The organism is Nonomuraea sp. NPDC049480, from assembly GCF_044465905.1.
GTDB lineage: Bacteria > Actinomycetota > Actinomycetes > Streptosporangiales > Streptosporangiaceae > Nonomuraea.
Genome location: NZ_JBITMD010000015.1, coordinates 244,715 through 261,841 on the forward strand (window position 1 = coordinate 244,715; position 17,127 = coordinate 261,841).

At 71.1% G+C, this 17,127-nt stretch carries 19 protein-coding genes; 6 read left to right on the forward strand and 13 right to left on the reverse strand.

Annotation, left to right across the window (positions count from 1 at the left end):
• The first annotated feature begins 4 nt into the window (after positions 1-4).
• Positions 5-1,624: a thiamine pyrophosphate-binding protein gene (locus ACIBX3_RS36605; protein WP_397125102.1), complete on the forward strand. Its 1,620-nt coding sequence runs from the start codon at positions 5-7 to the stop codon at positions 1,622-1,624.
• A gap of 95 nt (positions 1,625-1,719) precedes the next feature.
• Here ACIBX3_RS36605 and ACIBX3_RS36610 read toward each other — a convergent pair whose 3' ends face one another.
• A complete protein-coding gene (locus ACIBX3_RS36610; RefSeq protein ID WP_397125103.1) occupies positions 1,720-2,763 on the reverse strand; it encodes an alcohol dehydrogenase catalytic domain-containing protein in 1,044 nt (347 codons plus the stop codon).
• Between the two features lie 92 nt (positions 2,764-2,855).
• Here ACIBX3_RS36610 and ACIBX3_RS36615 point away from each other — a divergent pair, with 92 nt between their 5' ends.
• The 3 genes from ACIBX3_RS36615 to ACIBX3_RS36625 all read left to right on the forward strand — a co-directional run bounded on the left by ACIBX3_RS36615 (position 2,856) and on the right by ACIBX3_RS36625 (position 5,068).
• On the forward strand, positions 2,856-3,341 hold the full coding sequence (locus ACIBX3_RS36615; protein WP_397125104.1) for an Lrp/AsnC family transcriptional regulator: 486 nt from the start codon (positions 2,856-2,858) through the stop codon (positions 3,339-3,341).
• 72 nt (positions 3,342-3,413) lie between these two features.
• Positions 3,414-4,019 carry a TetR/AcrR family transcriptional regulator gene (locus ACIBX3_RS36620; RefSeq protein ID WP_397125105.1) on the forward strand — a complete coding sequence of 202 codons (606 nt, stop codon included), beginning with the start codon at positions 3,414-3,416 and terminating at the stop codon, positions 4,017-4,019.
• Positions 4,016-5,068: an SDR family oxidoreductase gene (locus ACIBX3_RS36625; RefSeq protein ID WP_397125106.1), complete on the forward strand. Its 1,053-nt coding sequence runs from the start codon at positions 4,016-4,018 to the stop codon at positions 5,066-5,068. Before ACIBX3_RS36620 ends, ACIBX3_RS36625 begins: the two co-directional genes overlap by 4 nt.
• A gap of 32 nt (positions 5,069-5,100) precedes the next feature.
• Here the strand turns inward: ACIBX3_RS36625 and ACIBX3_RS36630 are convergent, their stop codons facing one another.
• The 6 genes from ACIBX3_RS36630 to ACIBX3_RS36655 all read right to left on the reverse strand — a co-directional run bounded on the left by ACIBX3_RS36630 (position 5,101) and on the right by ACIBX3_RS36655 (position 10,402).
• On the reverse strand, positions 5,101-5,463 hold the full coding sequence (locus tag ACIBX3_RS36630; RefSeq protein ID WP_397125107.1) for a DUF1304 domain-containing protein: 363 nt from the start codon (positions 5,461-5,463) through the stop codon (positions 5,101-5,103).
• Between the two features lie 103 nt (positions 5,464-5,566).
• The gene (locus ACIBX3_RS36635; RefSeq protein WP_397125108.1) at positions 5,567-6,082 is read right to left on the reverse strand and encodes an ATP-binding protein; all 516 of its coding nucleotides are present in this window, start codon (positions 6,080-6,082) and stop codon (positions 5,567-5,569) included.
• 203 nt (positions 6,083-6,285) lie between these two features.
• Positions 6,286-7,803 (reverse strand): hypothetical protein, encoded by a 1,518-nt coding sequence (locus ACIBX3_RS36640; protein ID WP_397125109.1) that lies wholly within the window; start codon positions 7,801-7,803, stop codon positions 6,286-6,288.
• Positions 7,796-8,989 carry an FAD-dependent monooxygenase gene (locus tag ACIBX3_RS36645; protein WP_397125110.1) on the reverse strand — a complete coding sequence of 398 codons (1,194 nt, stop codon included), beginning with the start codon at positions 8,987-8,989 and terminating at the stop codon, positions 7,796-7,798. The genes ACIBX3_RS36640 and ACIBX3_RS36645 overlap by 8 nt, the downstream gene beginning before the upstream one ends.
• A gap of 191 nt (positions 8,990-9,180) precedes the next feature.
• Positions 9,181-9,903: a hypothetical protein gene (locus ACIBX3_RS36650; protein ID WP_397125111.1), complete on the reverse strand. Its 723-nt coding sequence runs from the start codon at positions 9,901-9,903 to the stop codon at positions 9,181-9,183.
• Positions 9,890-10,402: a SigE family RNA polymerase sigma factor gene (locus tag ACIBX3_RS36655; protein WP_397125112.1), complete on the reverse strand. Its 513-nt coding sequence runs from the start codon at positions 10,400-10,402 to the stop codon at positions 9,890-9,892. Before ACIBX3_RS36655 ends, ACIBX3_RS36650 begins: the two co-directional genes overlap by 14 nt.
• A 130-nt stretch (positions 10,403-10,532) precedes the next feature.
• Between ACIBX3_RS36655 and ACIBX3_RS36660 the strand changes: the two genes are divergently transcribed.
• Positions 10,533-11,477, forward strand: a complete 945-nt coding sequence (locus tag ACIBX3_RS36660) for a hypothetical protein (protein WP_397125113.1) — start codon at positions 10,533-10,535, stop codon at positions 11,475-11,477.
• Positions 11,478-11,564: 87 nt separating this feature from the next.
• On the opposite strand, the gene ACIBX3_RS36665 is transcribed toward ACIBX3_RS36660, so the two are convergent.
• The 6 genes from ACIBX3_RS36665 to ACIBX3_RS36690 all read right to left on the reverse strand — a co-directional run bounded on the left by ACIBX3_RS36665 (position 11,565) and on the right by ACIBX3_RS36690 (position 16,370).
• Positions 11,565-12,461: an aminoglycoside phosphotransferase family protein gene (locus tag ACIBX3_RS36665; RefSeq protein ID WP_397125114.1), complete on the reverse strand. Its 897-nt coding sequence runs from the start codon at positions 12,459-12,461 to the stop codon at positions 11,565-11,567.
• A gap of 120 nt (positions 12,462-12,581) precedes the next feature.
• Positions 12,582-13,754, reverse strand: coding sequence for an MFS transporter (locus ACIBX3_RS36670; protein ID WP_397125115.1), 1,173 nt, complete (start codon positions 13,752-13,754; stop codon positions 12,582-12,584).
• Positions 13,755-13,931: 177 nt separating this feature from the next.
• Positions 13,932-14,342: an HIT family protein gene (locus ACIBX3_RS36675; protein WP_397125116.1), complete on the reverse strand. Its 411-nt coding sequence runs from the start codon at positions 14,340-14,342 to the stop codon at positions 13,932-13,934.
• Between the two features lie 73 nt (positions 14,343-14,415).
• A complete protein-coding gene (locus ACIBX3_RS36680) occupies positions 14,416-14,727 on the reverse strand; it encodes a hypothetical protein (protein WP_397125117.1) in 312 nt (103 codons plus the stop codon).
• A gap of 351 nt (positions 14,728-15,078) precedes the next feature.
• Positions 15,079-15,798 (reverse strand): VOC family protein, encoded by a 720-nt coding sequence (locus ACIBX3_RS36685; RefSeq protein WP_397125118.1) that lies wholly within the window; start codon positions 15,796-15,798, stop codon positions 15,079-15,081.
• Between the two features lie 11 nt (positions 15,799-15,809).
• Complete coding sequence (locus tag ACIBX3_RS36690) at positions 15,810-16,370, reverse strand: PadR family transcriptional regulator (RefSeq protein WP_397125119.1); 561 nt, start codon at positions 16,368-16,370, stop codon at positions 15,810-15,812.
• Positions 16,371-16,434: 64 nt separating this feature from the next.
• Here ACIBX3_RS36690 and ACIBX3_RS36695 point away from each other — a divergent pair, with 64 nt between their 5' ends.
• On the forward strand, positions 16,435-16,614 hold the full coding sequence (locus ACIBX3_RS36695; protein WP_397125120.1) for a hypothetical protein: 180 nt from the start codon (positions 16,435-16,437) through the stop codon (positions 16,612-16,614).
• Positions 16,615-17,127 lie beyond the last annotated feature (513 nt).

Here is a 17,127-nt window from a genome sequence, read left to right on the forward strand (position 1 = left end):
AGCAATGAGGAGGACGGGCGGCGACCTGGTCGCCGAGTCGCTGGCCGCGCTCGGCGCGACCACGGTGTTCGGCGAGCCGGGTCAGCACGCGCTCGGCCTGTTCGACGCGCTGCGCAGGTCCACACTGTCGTACGTGGGCTGCCGTACCGAGCTGAGCGTCGCGTTCGCCGCCGACGGCCACGCCCGCGCGACCGGTTCGGTGACCCCCTTCATGGTCTCCACCGGCCCGGGCGCGCTGGGCACCCTGCCCGCGCTCATGGAGTCCCGTACGGCGAGCGTCCCCGTCCTGGGCATCAGCAGCCAGATCCCCGCCGACGGGCTGGGCGGCGGCCGCAAGGGCTACCTGCACGAGCTGCCGGACCAGGCCGCGTCCTTCAGGGACGTCGTGAAGTCCGTCCACGTGGTGCGCGCGGCGGGCCAGATCCCGTCGGCGCTGGCCGCGGCGTGGGAGGTCGCGCTCACCGCGCCCGCGGGTCCTGTCTGGGTGGAGATCCCGCAGGACGTGTTGCTCGGCGAGACCGCGATTCCCGTGGTCACCGGGCTCCGGGTGGCGCCGCGACCGCTCGGCCCCCGGCCCGAGCTCGTGGCCGCGGCGGCGGAGCTGCTGGCCGGGGCGGCTTCGCCGGTGATCCTGGCCGGTGGCGGGGTGGCCCGGGCCGGCGCCCAGGCGGCCCTGCTGGAGCTGGCCGAGACGCTGGACGCGCCGGTCGCCACGACGTTCGGCGCGAAGGGCGTCTTCCCCTGGGAGCACCCGCTGTCGCTGCGGTCGTGGCTGGAGGATCGGCACCTGACGGCGTTCCTGGAGGACGCCGACGTGCTGCTGGTGGCCGGGTCCGGGCTGGGCGAGCTGTCCAGCAACTACCACACGATGCGGCCGCGCGGGCGGGTCGTCCAGATAGAGGCCGACCTGGGCAAGCTCGAGTCCAACCACCCGGCGCTGGCCGTCCACGCGGACGCCCGGCTCGCCCTGGAGGCACTGGCGCGGGCCGTCAAGGACGCGGGGGCGGGAGCCGGCGGGGACGTCGACCATGGCGCGGTGAGCCGCGCCGCCGTCCGCGACGTGCTCGCGCGGGTCGCCGGGCGGCTCGACGCGCAGGACCTCGCGCTCGAACGGGCGGTGCTCGCGGCCGTGGAACGCGCGCTGCCCCCGGAGGCGCTGAGCTTCTGGGACATGACGATCCTCGCGTACTGGGCCTGGTCGGCCTGGCCGCGGCCGATGGAGTCGGCGCAGGGCGCGGGCGGGCTCGGCTACGGGCTCCCCGCGGCACTCGGCGCGGCCGCCGCCACCGGCGGGCCGGTGCTGGCGGTCTCCGGCGACGGGGGCGCGCTGTACGGCCTGGCCGAGCTGGCCACCCTCCGCCAGCACGACCTCGACGTGACGTGGCTGATCGTGGACGACGGCGGCTACGGCATCCTGCGCGAGTACATGACCGACGCGTTCGGCGCCGCCACCGGAACCGAGCTGGCCAGACCCGACTTCGTCGCCCTCGCGGCGGCCTTCGGCGTGCCCGCCTGCCGCACCACTCCGGAAGACCTGGAACGCGACCTCGCCGAGGCACTGCGGACACCGGGCCCGAACGTCGTCGTGCTGCCCGCGACCCTCCGCATGTTCGCCCCGTCGTAGAGCTTGTCGCGGAAGCAGGCCACGACGCGTGTCCGGCGGTTCCCGCAGGTCGGTGGAGCAGAACGTGCTGCGGCCGGGAGGCGGCGCGCTGTACGTCAACCGCTCCCCCCGGCGGGCCGGACCGCGACCTTGATCGCCTTGCGCCGGTCCATGACCTGGTAGGCGTCGGCGACATCGTGCAGCGCCATTTCCGCGGTGAGGACGGGCGCCGGATCGAGGGTCCCGGCCAGGACGTCGGCGATGAGCGCGTCGAGGTAGACCCGGACCGGCGCGACCCCCGCCCGCAGGCCGACGTTCGCCCGGAAGAACCGGTAGAGGTCCACTCGCTCGATCCCGTTGGGCACCCCTACCGACCCGATGACGCCGCCGGGACGCGTCACGGCCAGTGCGAGGTCGAGAGCGGACTGGGTGCCGGCGCATTCGGCCACCGAAGCGGCCCCGCCGCCGGTGTACTCGACGATCAGACCGGCGGTCTCCGGATCGTCGGCGTGGTGGACGTCGGTGGCGCCGAACCGCCGGGCCTGCTCCGCCCGCTCCGGGTGACGGCCGACGGAAATGATCCGCTCGGCCCCGGCCCGGCGGGCGGCCAGCACGGCGCACAGGCCGACCGCGCCGTCGCCGATCACCACCACGGTCCCGCCCCGGACCACTCCGGCCAGGACCGTGGCATGGTGCCCGGTCGCCATGACGTCGGTCAGCGGCAGCAGCCGGCGGGCGAGGTCGTCGTCGACGTCGGAGCGGATGGGCACCAGCGTCGCGTCGGCGAACGGCACCCGTACGGCCTCCGCCTGACCCCCGTCATTCCCGCCGCCCCAGAACCCGCCCCGCCCGCAGGACGTGGGAACGCCGTCGCGGCACGCCGGGCAGTCACCGTCGGCGAACGCGAACGGCGCCACCACAAGATCCCCCTTCCGCAGCCGCGTGACCTCCGACCCCGTCTCCTCCACGGTCCCGATCCACTCGTGCCCCATCCGATCACCGGCGCGGAACGCCTCCTGCCCTCGGTAAGGCCACAGATCGGACCCGCACACGGCCGCCAGCCGCACCCGTACCACCGCGTCAGTGGGCTCGCGGAGCACCGGGTCAGGTAGATCGACCAGCCGGATTTCTCCCACGCCCTGCAGAACAGTCGCCTTCATGGGCTGAAACGCTATGCCGTCAACCTGCCCGCGAGACATGCCAAAGTGAAGGCATACAAGAGCTTTGATCATCGATCCGGAGGACTTCACCCGTGTACGCCGTCGAACCGCCGGCCCTTGATCCCATCGACATGCGGATCCTCCGCGAGCTGTCCCAGGACGGCCGGATCAGCCTGGCCGAACTGGGCCGCCGCGTCTCGCTGAGCCGCTCCGCGGCCGCCGAGCGCCTCCGCCGGCTGGAGGACAGCGGCGTGATCCAGGGCTACGGCGCCCACGTCGACCTCGGCCGCCTCGGGCTTGGCCTCCAGGCCAGGGTCGCCCTGCGCCCCCGATACCGCTCCAAGAAGGACGCGAACCGGCTCCGCGAACGCCTCCTGGCGACCGCGCACGTGTTGTCCTGCGTCCATGTGACCGGCCACAACTGCTACGAGCTCACGATCGCCGTCCGCGACGCCCGCCACCTGGAGCAGGTGCTGGAGGAGCTCGGCAGCCTCGGCGAGACCACCTCCTCGGTCGTGCTCTCGGAGCTCGTCAACCCGCGCGACGTGGACGTCACCACCTGGGTCACGCCGGGCTGACGGTACGCGACCGGCGACGCCGAGTCGCCCGACTTGTGGCGAAAAATATGTAGACTGGTCTATTATCAGCCTATGTTCGGAACAAAGGGCGCCATGACCAGCGCACGGCTGGTGGAGTCGATGCTCGACCTGATCCAGGCCCGCGGCTACAGCGGCACGGGCCTCAATACCGTGGTGGAGCACGCGCACGCCCCCAAGGGGTCGTTGTACTTCCACTTTCCCGAGGGGAAGGAGGCGCTCGGCGAGAAGGCCATAGAGCTGGCGGCGGCCCGGTTCCGCGCACTCGTGATCGACTCGGCCTCGGAGCCGGAGACCCCGGGCGACATGATCGCGCGCGTGATCGGCGTACTGACCGGGATCCTCACGGACAGCGACTTCCAGCTGGGCTGCCCGGTCTCGGTGGTCACTCTGGAGATGGGCGCGCAGAGCGAGCGGCTGCGGGACGCGTGCGCGAACGCCTTCGAGTCCTGGATCACGCCCGTGACCGAGTACCTCATCGCTCACGGCCATCCGCCTGCCGCGGCCCGCACGTTGGCGACGGCCGTGGTCAGCATGGTCGAAGGAGCGATGATCGTGTCACGTGCCCAGCGTTCGGTGGAGCCGCTGCGCTGCGCCGCCCACGCCCTCACCGTGCTCGTGGACCAGCGCGCCACCGAGATCGCGGAGACGTCGCCGTGAGCCCGGCGGAGCGGCACGCACTGGTGTTCGGCGCGACCGGCTTCATCGGGCGGCATCTCATCCTTGAGCTCGGCCGGGCCGGCGTACGGGTGAGCGCGGCGAGCCGGAGCCGCGAGTCGTACCGGCGGCTCGCCCGGTGGTTGGCGGATCACGGGCACAACGCGGCCCCGGCCGACCTTCGGGTCGACTTCGACGCGCCGTCGGTGGTCCAAGGCGAGCCGGCCGGATGGGAAGACGTCACCGAGATCTACAACTGTGCCGGCGCCTACCGATTCGGCATGCCGGCGGACGAGGCCCGTCGCGCCAACGTCGACGGCGTCCACGCGATCGTCACCTTCGCGGCGCGGCTGACCGGCCTGCGCCGCCTGGTTCACGTATCCGGCTACCGGGTGGGCGGGCAGGATCCGGCGCTGATCCCCTGGAGTGATGAGCGGCGGCGGAAGACGTACGAGACCCTGGGGGCGTATGAGGCGTCCAAGGTCGAGGCGGATGCGATCTTCCAGGCCACCGCGGACCGGCTGGGCGTCCCGTGGTCGATCGTCAATCCGTCCAGCGTGATCGGCGACAGCGTCACCGGCGAGTCCGACCAGTTCCTGGGCCTCGCGTCGAGCGTGAAGGAGATCTGGCAGGGCACCATGGCAGCATTGCCGGGGAACGCCGGGACCTTCGTCCCCGTCATACCGGTCGACCACCTCGCCCGGTTCATGACCCTGCTCCCGCTGGACGATACCGCCGAGCGGGCCGCGTACTGGGTGCTCGACGACGACACGCCCGCGCTGCCCGACCTTCTCGCGCTGGTCGCGAAGCACTACCAGGTCAGGGTTCCCCGTGTGCGGATCCCGGTCGCCCTGGTGAGGCGCCTGCCCCGGCGGCTCACCAAGGCCGATCCGGAGACCCTGACGTTCCTCTCGAGCGACCGCTACCCCACGGCTCCGGCGCATGCCTTCGCCGCCCGCCACGGGCTGTCCATCCCGGACGTCACCACGTCGATACTCCGCTGGGCCGACTACCTGGCGGCGCGCCGGTTCGGGGACGCTCCCGCCGGGTGATCCCTTCCTTCAGCCGTCTTGGCCATTCGCACTCAGCGGGAAAGGACCACCAGGATGAGGGCGAGCAGCGCGGGGACCGACTGGACGACCAGGATGCGCTTGTTGACGGTCGCCGCTCCATAGGCTCCGGCGACGAACACGCAGACCAGGAAGAAGACCTTCGCCTGGAATCCCACAGGATCGCTCGCGACGAGTCCCCACACGAGGCCCGCGGCCAGGAAACCGTTGTAGAGCCCCTGGTTCTTGGCGAGCCCGGCGGACCTGTCGGCGAACTCCTGGTCCAGGTTGAAGGTCTTACGCCCCAGCGGGGCCCGCCAGAGGAACATCTCCAGCACGAGGATGTAGATGTGCAGGAGCGCCACGAGCGCGACGAGAACGTTGGCGACGATGCTCAAGGGTGCTCCTGCGCAGGATGTGAAGTGGATCGCGGGGTGAGACTAGCAAGCCGCCTGGCCTCGATCCGCACGCGGTCCCGGGAGCGACAGGAAAGCCCAGGGCTCAGGCGGCGACCGCCTCCAGAGGTTCCAGGGACTCGACGTCGACTTCGGCGAAATCCGGCAGCTCGAACCAGATGGCCTTGCCGCGCGGTGTGGGAACGCCGCCCCAGCAGCGGGAGAGCATGTCGACCAGGAACAACCCGCGCCCGCTCTCCGCGTCCTCGTCGACGGTACGCATGCGCGGCAGCTCGGGGTCCTCATCCTCCACCTCGCACCGCAGCCGCCCGTCCGCGGCGGAGAAGCCGAGGCGAACCTGCCCGCGCGCGTGGCCCAGCGCGTTGCCGACCAACTCGCTGACCAGCAGTTCGGCAACCTCGATCTGGTGCCCGAAGCCCCACTCCGCCAGCGTCTCACGGGTGAGTCTGCGTGCCCTGCGCGCGGAGACGAGGTCGGCCGAGAGCCACCACGAGGCCTCCCGGCTCACCACGGAGCCGCGGCCACTCGCCTCGGCCAAGGTGCTCCCCTGCTCCGAGCGGCAGGCCACGCCGGCGGCGCCCTCGCCACGGAGGTCGTCCACTGGCGGAGTCTGATGCTGATGCCGGTCCATGGTGTGGTTCTTCGTTCCTCGCTTGCGGTGAACGTCAATTGCTCACACCACGAGAATGCCTCGGTGAGCTGCCGCAAGGACACGTGAGAACTCCCCATATAGGTACCTATTCCCGGAGAGCCTACGTACGTATGTGCCGCGCCTCGGAGCAGTGAAGATGGGCCCCGGGAGCCTCATCGGGCACACAGGTACGGCCGGGAGAGCGTCAACGCGGTCGCGGTGAGGATCATCCCGAAGTAGGCCGGCGCGAGGTGCCAGAGGTCGACGTACCCGATGGCCAGGTGGACGGCGACGGCGGGCGCGAACCCGGCGACGGCGGCGAGCGCCAGCGTCCACCACACCCACGACTCGCCGCGCCGCCACCCCCACGCGCTCAGCAGCGCGATCGCCGCGCCGGCCGCCATCAGCCCCCCGCCGAACCCGGCCCTGTCGTGCGCGATGAACGACAACAACCGCGCGTTGGCCGCCCGCAGCGCGTCCGGCCCGGTCCCCAGGAATTCCAGATCGCTCGCGACGAAAACCCCGGTGAGGCCGACGGCCGACACGGCCACGCCGCCGGCGAACAGCCCGGTCCCGGTGATCACCATGAGGAGCTGGCCGGTGAGCGCCGAGCGGCGTTCGCGTTCGGGGCCTTCCGGGCGGTACGTCCACCGCGGGCGATCCGGAGACCGGCGGGTCGCGGCCACGAACACGGGGAGGAGCCCGACGGCCAGCATCGTGTGCAGCGGTTCCACGTACCCGTGGGCGAAGAGGTAGAGCACGGCGGCGAACCCGATGCACCCGGAGGCCAGGTACGCCTCGCGCGCCCACGGCCACCCGCGGCGGATGCCCCCGGCGGACAGGCCCGCGTACAGGACGCCGTTGGCCACCATCGTGCCCGCCAGGGTGATCCGGTCGTGGCGCAGGAAGTGCACCAGGTGGTGGTTGACGTTGTGCAGCGCCTCGCGGTCCATGCCGAGGAAGGCGCGGTCGTACCAGAGGAGCACCGGCCCGAGCGCGACCGCGGCGGCCACGAGCCCGGCGACCGCGATGGCGACGCCGGCCACCAGCCCCCACCACCAGGCAGGCCACCGGCGGGGATCGCGGCCGACGTCCCGAGGCGAGGGCGCGGGCGCGGTGGGGGTCGCCGCCTCCATCACCCGACCGAACCACCCGGGGCCCGCCTCGATCAGCAGCGCCGGTGTGGCGAGGACGGCTTTGGCGGGGTTCGCGAGGGCGCGGGCCGCCATGCGGACGGAGGCGGGGGCGGGATGAACGATCTGCGGGTCGTTCGCCGGCAGGATCGCGTCCACGTACGGCGCCAGGGCGGCGGCGACGGCCGGATCGTCCGTGCGTGCCAGCACCGGCACCCGCCGGCCCGCCGCCGCCTCCCGTACCAGCGGCACCTCCGCGGCCCCGACCGGCTCCACCAGGATGAGCCCCGCCCCGAGCGGCGGCAGCGCGCGTACGGCGTCCCGTGCCACCCCCGGCGGCACCGCCGCCCCCAACCGGCTGCGCACCGCGACCCCGCGCACCCTCCCCGCCAGGTGCGGCGGCGGATGCCGGTGCCCGAGCAGCCGCGCGACCGCCCACCCGCCGCCGGGCAGCGACCCCGTCCAGGCCAGCACCCGCAGCGCGGCCCGCCGCGACCTCCGCACGCCCAGCAGCGCCCCCGCGATCCCCCGCAGCGGCTGGTACGTCCAGTCAGGCACCGGTCCCCGCCCCTCCCCCCGGCCCGAGGTCTGACCTGCCCCGTTCCTCCACCTCCGGCGGCGTCCACGAGAGGACGGAATCCATCGACCGCAGCAGCACCCCGGGAGGAACCAGCCGGGCGGCGAGGTCGCGTAACCAGGCGCCCGGCGGCCAGGCGACCAGGCCGGCCGCCCCCAGCCGGGCCGTCCGGCGCGCGATCGCCTGGGTACGCGGCCGCCGCACCCTGTCGTACCGCGCGAGCGCCGCGTCCACGTCCGGCTCCCCCCGCAGGCAGGCGGCGATCGTGACCGCGTCCTCCAGCGCCGTGCCCGCCCCCTGCCCCAGCGTCGGCTCCATCGCGTGCGCCGCGTCCCCCAGCAGCGCGACCCTGCCACGGACGTACGAGGCCGGCGGCGGCGTCTCGTACACGTCGTGACGCAGCACGGCGTCCTCGGGCACGGCCGCCAGCATCTCGGGGACGGGATCGGGCCAGCCGCCGAACCTGCGCATGAGCCCGGAGTACGGATCTTCCCCGCCCCCTTCGGGCACCCGTGCAGCGGCGAAGCAGTAGAACCTCCCTCCCGGCAGCGCCGCGAACCCGATCCGCTCACCCCGCCCCCAGAACAGCGCTCCCTCGGCCCCCCGCCCGCCCAGCGGCTCGGTCACCATCCGCCACGCCGTGCATCCGGCGTACCGGGGCGCCTGCGCCTCCGGCCAGCCTTGCCGCCGCATCCGGCTGCGTACACCGTCGGCCGCCACCACCAGGTCCGCCCGCACCGACCCGCCCCGGTGCTCGACCACCACCCCGTCGCCGTCCGGCCGCACGGCCCGCACCTCGCTGCCCGCCCGCAGCAGCTCCGCCGGCAGGGCCGCCACCAGCAGCCGCACCAGCTCGGCCCGGTGCACCATGAGCAACGGCCACCCGTGCCGTCGCGCGACATCGGCGTTGTCCGTCCTCGACAGCCACCGCCCGGCCCGATCCCGCACCCCGCCCACGGTCTCCACCCCGGCGATCGCGCGTACCCGCTCGGCCAGGCCCAGGGCGGCCAGCGCGCGCATGGCGTTCGGCCAGAGCGCCAGCCCGGCCCCGATTTCCCCGAACTCCCCGGCCCGCTCCAGCACGGTGACCCGCCACCCGCTCCGGTGCAGCGCGATCGCCGCCGCCAGCCCTCCGATCCCGCCACCGACCACGACCGCGACAGTCATACCCGCTCCCCCTTGTTGAGCGACTGCTTAAATCCACCATAAGGCAGATTCAAGCGATCGCTCAACTACGGGTGTCCGGCGGAGTACTTGCCGCCCGAGGACCAGTGCGCCTTCCAGCGGCAGCAACACCCGAGGCCGGCGAGATCAGGAATGTCGTGTTCTTCCGAGGAGGACCGCGCGGGATGGACTGGCTAGTCGTCGGCGGTGAGCCCTTCAGCGATCTTCCTCAGCTCGTCGTCCACGGCCTTGGCGCCGGGGAATTTCTTCGCGTACGTGGGGCTGAACATGATCTCGGCCCGCCGCCGCTCGCCCATGTTCAGGATGAGCGTGGGGGTGCCCTTCATACCGTCCTCGCCAACCGATTCGATGACCGCGTAGCCGGTCCGGTCGCCGACGGTCACCTCTTCGCCCTCCCCTTCGTCGCGGTGTATCTGCACGCGGTCGTCGACCTGCTGGACGGCCTCGCCCTCGTACACGTAGATCTGGACGCAGTAGAAGCCGTTCTTGTCGCCGTCGTAGTTCCACGAGGTCGTGTACCTGTCGCCGAAGTCCACGGACCGGTGAGACCACTGCAGGCCATCGGGTAGGTAACCCACCCTGACGCGTCCGAACGCCCTCCCGTCGCCCAGGTCCCCGAGGCTGGGAGGCTCGGACGGAATGGGCGGGGTGTCGTCGATGGCGGGCGGATCCGGCGTCTCGGAGACGGCGGGCATCTGCACGGCGCCCGGGGCCACGGCCAGGTAGAAGGGGGCTGCCGCGACGACGGCCACCGATGCGGCCAGGGCCGCGAGCCTGCCCCGCCTCCTTTTCCGCCGTGAGGACCGCATGACCCGCTCCACGAGGTCGGGCGCGGCATGCAGCCTCGCGGTCTCGTCCGCCATGATCTGGCGGAGCTGGTCCTCAAGCATGGGCATTTCCGATCACTCCTTCCACAGATGCCTCGCCGAGGGCCGTGCGCAGCTTGGCCATCGCCTTCGACGCCTGACTTTTCACCGTGCCGAGCGTGCAGCCGAGCACCTCCGCGGTCTGCGTCTCGCTGAGGTCCTCCCAGTACCGCAGGACGATCACCGCGCGCTGCCGGGGAGGCAGGTCGCGCAGCGCTTCCATGAGCACGTGGCGTAAGTCGACGTCGGCCGAGCGCGCCCGCGTCTCCGGCGGGACGCGCATCGGGATGATGTTCAGGATCGCCCGGCGGCGGGCCCGGCTGATGGCGGCGTTGATGATGACGCGGCGCACATAGGGCTCGGGGCTGTCGTGCTGCACCCGGTCCCAGTTCCTGTAGGTACGCTCCAGCGCCGTCTGCAGCAGATCTTCCGCCTCCGCCTGGTCTCCGCAGGCGAGGTAGGCGACCCGCAGCAGGGTCGTGGCTCTTGCGGCCACGAACGCGCCGAAGTCGTGCTCTGAGCCGCTCACGGCTTTCTGTCCCGTTTCACGCCCCCTAATACGCCTCGACGGCTCCAACAGTTGCCCGAGTACCGCAGGCAACCTTGCCAGGCGCTCAGGCGTATTGGGGGATGTCATTTCGGATGTCTGGAGGAAGCACATGAAGCTCGCGACCGTACGGGTCCGGCCGCTGATCGCCGTCGGAATCGGCCTGACCGCCGTGGGCGCCGCCGCGCTGCTGGTCCTGCCGAGCCTCGCGAAGGCACCGGAGGCGCGGCTCACGGCCACCACGTCGGCTCCGCCGGAAGGCGCTTACTGGCACACGAAGGTGCTGTTCAAGAGAACCCATCATCGCCAACTCGGCAGCGGGGCCAACCGTTACTGGGTGGTGGAGCAGCAGCTCTCCGAGGAGTGGACCACGCCCGACGGCAAATCCTGGGTCGGATTCCGGCAGCTGGGGACGTACCCGAAGAGCGCGGCGGACCGGAAGGCGTGGGACCGCGACGGCTCGCCGGCCAAGTGGACCCGCGCGGCCAACGGCCAGACCGTGTCGCTGTCCACGAAACCGGGCAAAGGCCACGTCTCCCCGATGCGGGGCGAGAACACGTTCTTTCTGGCCGGGCAGCGGCTGACGTACGACGAGGTCCAGCGGTTGCCCGCGGACCCGAACAGGTTGAAGTCCTGGCTCGCGGAGGCCGCGAAGGTCTCACGCGTTCAGGAGAACGCCGTGGACAGGTACGTCACCGGGGCGCTGCCTGCGCTGCTGCACCGGCTTCCGGCGCCGAAGGAGGTCCGCACCGCGGCCTACCAGGCCTTGCTGACGATGCCTGGCGTCCGCTCCCAGGGAAGGACAACGGACAGCGTGGGCAGAACCGGCGCGGCCCTTTCGATCGACCACCCGGACATCAGTCAGAAGGTCAACGCGACCAAGGTCAAGATCGGCACCAAGACCGACCTGATCATCGACACCGGCGCGATGCTCCTGCTGTCAGAAAGACAGACGTCCATGATCGACGACAAGCTGTTCCTGAACAAGACCAGCACCCAAACCATGCTCCAGGTCGGCTGGACCGACGCCGCGCCGGCCGTGCCCGCCCTGCCGTAGCGGTGGATCCGCGATCTCCTGACCGACTGCGACGACACGATCGGAAGCGACACGGCGGACACTCTCGGAGCGACGTTGTTCATGACGCTACGCGAGCACGGCAGTGATGGTGTGATGGCCTATTTCCGCCATCTGGGGGTTATCAGCCGAGTGGGCCAGGAACGCGAGCGACAGCACAAGTGCCCAGCCCCTGGCCCGTACCCAGATCTCGTCCCCCGCCGCGTACCCGCCCGCCGCTTGATAGGCCTTCCGGAAGGCGTCGTGGCATTCCGCAGGCAAGAGCATCCAGGCCACGGACAAGTCCGTGGCGGGGTCGCCGGAGGTGATGTCACCGAAGTCGATCACGCCGCTGACCCGGCCGCCATGGACCAGGATGTTGGCGGGGTGAAGGTCGCCGTGCACCCACGTCGGGGGCCCGTCCCACCGCGGCGCCGCGACCGCGACCTCCCATACGCGCATCACGGCCTCATGGTCGACCAGGGCGCCCACGATGCTCAGGTTCTGGCCGACCGCCGCGCGGCGCTCCGCGAGCGGGACACCGCGGTAGGGGTTGACGGGCGCGTCCGGGGCGGCGGGAGTGTGCAAAGCCCCCAGAAACGTGCCCAGGCTGACCGCGGCGTCTCCCGGATCAGCCGGCCGATTCCGTGAGGCGACCTGCCCGGGCAGGAACGGGACGACACCCCAGGGCCACGGGTAGCCAAGGCCTGGCTGCCCGACCCGAACAGGCGCGGGAACCGGCAGCGGCAGCCGGGGCGCAAGACGTGGGAGCCACCGCTGTTCGTGCACCAGCAACCTGGCGGCGACCTCACGCCTCGGCAGCCGGGCGACCAGTGCGTGGCCGACGCGGAACATGACGTTGTCCCACCCGGTGGACATCATCTCGATGGGGAGGCGGGAAAGGTCTGGATGCTGGTCAGCCAAGAGCCGCCGAACCAGATCTGAGGAGACATCGACCTCGGCGGCCGGCATGCGACGAGTTCCCACCCAGCGACCCTAGCCGAGCAAACCACCGGATCCACCGCAAAGGCGCCACCGTCCTCACCGCTCGTCGGGCGAATCCTCGTCGGCGGTGTGGCGTCGTGACGGGATGCATAAGGCGCGGGCTCAGCGGGATTTGGTGAGCGACCAGAGGGATACCGCCATGAGGAGAGCGGTCAGCCCGCCGCAGATCATCACGATGGAGACCGAGAAGGCGTCGACAACGCGGCCACCGAGGAACGCGCCGAGGGCGAAAGTCGCCTGGAACGAGGAGGTGAAGACCACCGTGGCGGCTTCGGGCAGGTGAGGGGCGGCGGTGATGAACGATGCCTGCGAGCAGACGGGCACGCCTCCGTAGGCCAGGCCCCACACCACGAGCAACACGACGGCGCCGGCGGTTGTGCCGCCGGCCGGGGGCAGCAGCAGGGTGGTGGCCGCGATCAGGCAGCCGCAGGTCACGAAAGCGGCTCGCAGGCGTGTGACGGTGGCCTTGCCGGCCAGGAAGTTGCCGGCGATGCCCGCGATGCCGTACGCCAGCAGGACAGCGCTGACGACCGCAGGATGCAGGCCGGTGACGTCCTGGAGGAAGGGCGTGACGTAGGTGAAGGTGCCGAAGTGCGCCAAGACGATGAGGAAGGTGGCCAACAAGGCGATGGCGGCGCCCCGGGTACGCAGCAGCTCGAGCAGGACGCGAGGGCTGGTGATCTGGTGAGCGGGCAGCGGCGGCAGCAGCATCAGCAGGGCGGCCAGGACCAGGATTGCCAGCGCGGCCAGGACCAGGAAGGCGGTTCGCCAGCCGGCGAGGTTGCCGATGAAGGTTCCGGCCGGTACGCCGAGCACGGAGCCCAGCGGCACGGCGGAGAAGATCACAGCGGTGGCGGTGCCGACGGCGTGCGGCGGCATCAGGCGGCCGGCCAGCCCGGCCCCGATGGACCAGAAGCCACCGATCGTGAGGCCGACGAGCACCCTGGAGATCAGCATGACCCAGTAGGACGTCGCCACGGCAGCCAGCACATCGGCCACGGCGAGCACCGCCATGAGGAGGCACAGCATCACGCGGCGATCCAGGCGCGCGGTGGTCAGCGTGACGGCGGGTGCGGCGACCGCGGCGACGATGCCGGGCAGTGTCATGGTCAGCCCCGTGGCGCCGTCGGAGAGGCCGAAGTCGGCGCCGATGGCGGTCAGCAGGCCGATGGGCAGGATTTCGCTGGTGACGATGGCGAAGATGCCCAGCATGAGCGAGATGACCGCGAGCCAGTTGATGAGGGAGCGTGGCCGGGCGAGCGTGGTGGTTGACATGATTCCCGTTCAGGCGGTGCGTGTGGAAGGCGGGCGCCCAGCCAAGCAGGGATCGAGCAGCGGGCACTGGCAGGTTTAGGACGCGACCGTCGCCGTGACTTCCGCTGGCTGGCCCACTTCCTCGCGACGGGCAGCCCGGCCTCCAGCCGGTCGGCCACCACCTCGCCGAGAAGAACCTCAGCGACCTGCGGTGACCCGCTCCAAGACCTGTTCCAGTTCGCGGGACGGAGCCAACGGGGAGCTCCACGTCAGACGCAGGTCGTCGCCGTGCCAGCGCGGGACCACATGCACGTGGAAGTGGAAGACGTCCTGGCCGGCGGCCTCGCCCGTGTTGTGCTTCACGTTCACGCCCTCGGGGGCGAGGGCCGTCTTCAGCAGAGCGGCGACTCGATGCACCATGTCGGCGACCTTGCCGTGAGAGACCTCGGATATCTCCCACACGTCGCGCGCATGCACACGCGGAACCACCAACGTGTGTCCTCGAGAGGCGGGTCTGATGTTCAAGAACGCCAGGGTGTGCTCGTCCTCGAGGACACGATAGGACGACAACCGACCGGCCACGATCTCGCAGAAGGTGCAGTCGCTCACCCACTCGATGATCGCATCCGGCCAACCTCCGCGACTACCGACCCTTGCGGTCCCTTCCCTGCGTCCGTAAGGCTCAGGCCTCAGGTATGCCGGATTCACCACGATCAGCGTCGATCACGTCGCCGAGCAAGGTGATGGTGGCGGCGGCGAGGTCGCGCAATGTGGCCTCGGGGACCGTCGGCACGCTCTCGAATGCCCGCCGGATGGTCTGCGCGAGCAGGTCCGCCCGCTGATCCCGGCCGTCGGCGGGGGCGTCGGCCTCGGCTCGCAGGAAGCCCTCGAAGGTCGCCTGGTAGGCGTAGCCGATCTCATCGACGTGCATGTCGTCGCGGAGCAGCCCGTGTTCGGCGAGCAGTAGATACGCGCGAAGCGGTGCAGCAGGCACGCCTCCGGGTCCTGCCGCAACGCGTGCCGCAGCTCGTCCATCGCCGAGAGCACCTCGCGCGCGAAAACCGCGCCGAACAGTTGCTCGCGAGTCTTCCAGTGCAGATAGACATTGCCTTTGCCGATGCCCCACCCCGGCAGCCACATCGTCCATGGTCACTCGTCGATAGCCGTGGCGCAGCAGGGGCCGGCCGCCACATCGAGGATCCGGGTGGCCCGTTCGGCTCGCTGCTGCGGGTCGCGGAGCCGTTCGCCCGATACGAGGCCGGACAGCGCACGCTGGTAGACCCCCGGCAGGGGAACGTCGCGATGGCCGCCCCGTTCGGCGGCCCCGCGCAAGCGCCGTATCCGGTCAGAGACCTAGCACGGCCTCGAGGTCGTCGATGGCCGCCAGGGACTGGGCGAGCTGCTCGCGTTCTGCCTCGGTCAGGGTGAGGGCGCGCGCCCGGGCCAGGGCGTGCCCGGCGGCGGCGTGGTCCTTGGCGCGGACGGCGAGCTCGGCCCGGTAGACCAGCGCCTCCAGCAGCTCGGCCGCCGACGCGGTGTCCTTGTCCCGCTTCAGGGCGCCGTCCAGGATCTCGGCCGCCCGCTCGTGATTGCCGTGGGAGTCGCCCATCACGACCGCCCGGTTCAGCGAGGTGGTGAGCCTGCTCGTGGCCTCCTCCTTCTCCGGCAGGGGGCGGGCGGCCATGAAGCGGATCCAGTTGCCGCCGGGGTCGATGACGGCGAAGCCGGAGTGGTTGCCGTCGTTCTTCCGCCTGCGCGGCCGGGTCATCCGGGGGATGCCGGAGACCAGGAGCTTGCCGTGCGCCGCGCGCATGCCCGCGGCGAACGCCTCGAACAGCTCTCCGGTGTCCGGCACGACGATCACGCAGGTCCCGTAGGAGTCTTCGGGCTTGAACGCCTCCGGCATGCCGAAGAAGCCCAGCTGGAGATCCTCGCGCTTGAGCAACACGTACGGGTTCGGCCGGACCTGGTAGTAGGTCCGGCGGAAACCGAGCATCGTGTAGAAGTCGGCCATCTCGTCGATGGAGCGGCAGGGAAGCAGCGGTATGGCGATCTCGTTGGCCATCGGGGGAACTCCTATTCGCCGGCCATGGTGAACGCGCCCTCTTCCAGGCGGCGGATCATTCGGTCGGTCCACTGGGCGCCGGCGTCGGCGGTGCTCAGCCACAGGGACAGCACCTCGCCCACCGGTCCCCAGGTCGCCAGATCCGTGCCCTCGGGCAGGTACGCGGTGATGCTCGTGCGCCACTCGCGCATGGCGCGGGCCCGCTCGCGCAGCAACTCCAGGGCCCGCTCCCGGGGAAGGTCCTCGATGAGGCCGACAGCGGCGCCCAGCACGTCCAGGCTCGGCTCGCGGTCGGCCAGCGCCTGACCCAGCAGGTCGAGGTACTCCCGCTCGCCCTCCTGGGTCAGCTCGTACTCGATCCGCGGCGGACCCCCGGCCTCGGAGGCGACCGTCTCGTGCGTCACCAGCAGGCCCTGACCGGCCATGCTCTTGAGCGCGTGATAGACCGAGCCCGAGGTGGCGGTCGACCACTCGTGCGCGCCCCACGACTCCAGATCCGCGCGGACCTGGTAGCCGTGGGCGCGCCCGCGCCTGCGCAGCGCGCCCAGGACCAGCAGCCGTACCGGCTTCATCGAACCCTCCCGAACTTCGCTAGCCAAATTTGGCTAGCTGCTACCGGGAGCTTACCGCACCAACGTGGAGGAAATCGGCGTAGCGGCCGCCGCGGCGTACCAGCTCCTCGTGATCACCCTCCTCGACGACCCGGCCACCGTCCAGGAAGGCGATGCGGTCGGCACGCTGGACCGTCCGCATCCGGTGGGCCACCATCACCACCGTCCGGCCGGCCATCAGGCGCTCGATCCGCCCTACGGGTGACGCCCCGAAGTGACCCCCTGGTGCGGGATCGCGCCAGGTCGGGGTGGCCGTTCCGGTCAAGCGGCGGGTCATGTCCTCGGTCATCGACCAATAGATCATCGACTCGGAGCCGGCCGATCGGGTCTCGTAGTCGCGGGCCGGCGGTGCGGCATCAGGGTGCCGAAGACCCGCTCGGCCGCCGGATAGCTTCTGGACCGGCATTTCGCCGTCGGCGCTCCGCCCCTCAGCGCGCGTGTGCCGACGACTCCTGATATCCGTGCACGCGACTTCGGAAACCGACACCGTCGGAAGTGCGACAGCTCGCTCATCGCCCGGTCGGGAAGGTCTTCTGGGACGGATTTCGGGACACCTGTCGCGCTGGTGTCGCAATGGATGCCACGGCCATCGTCTCTCCTTCTTGTCTGTCCGGTTCGCAGCGAAGATGAGACGGTGGCCGCACCATGTCACGGCGACACGCCGTAACTACAATGACACAGTCCGCTATGCGCGGATAGATGCCGTAAGTCTCTGGCC

Coding starts and splice junctions, on each gene's coding strand:
- ACIBX3_RS36605 (WP_397125102.1), top strand. CDS start 5: ATGAGGAGGACGGGCGGCGACCTGGTCGCCGAGTCGCTGGCCGCGCTC.
- ACIBX3_RS36610 (WP_397125103.1), bottom strand. CDS start 2,763: ATGAAGGCGACTGTTCTGCAGGGCGTGGGAGAAATCCGGCTGGTCGAT.
- ACIBX3_RS36620 (WP_397125105.1), top strand. CDS start 3,414: ATGTTCGGAACAAAGGGCGCCATGACCAGCGCACGGCTGGTGGAGTCG.
- ACIBX3_RS36645 (WP_397125110.1), bottom strand. CDS start 8,989: ATGACTGTCGCGGTCGTGGTCGGTGGCGGGATCGGAGGGCTGGCGGCG.
- ACIBX3_RS36650 (WP_397125111.1), bottom strand. CDS start 9,903: ATGCCCATGCTTGAGGACCAGCTCCGCCAGATCATGGCGGACGAGACC.
- ACIBX3_RS36660 (WP_397125113.1), top strand. CDS start 10,533: ATGAAGCTCGCGACCGTACGGGTCCGGCCGCTGATCGCCGTCGGAATC.
- ACIBX3_RS36670 (WP_397125115.1), bottom strand. CDS start 13,754: ATGTCAACCACCACGCTCGCCCGGCCACGCTCCCTCATCAACTGGCTC.
- ACIBX3_RS36685 (WP_397125118.1), bottom strand. CDS start 15,798: ATGGCCAACGAGATCGCCATACCGCTGCTTCCCTGCCGCTCCATCGAC.
- ACIBX3_RS36690 (WP_397125119.1), bottom strand. CDS start 16,370: ATGAAGCCGGTACGGCTGCTGGTCCTGGGCGCGCTGCGCAGGCGCGGG.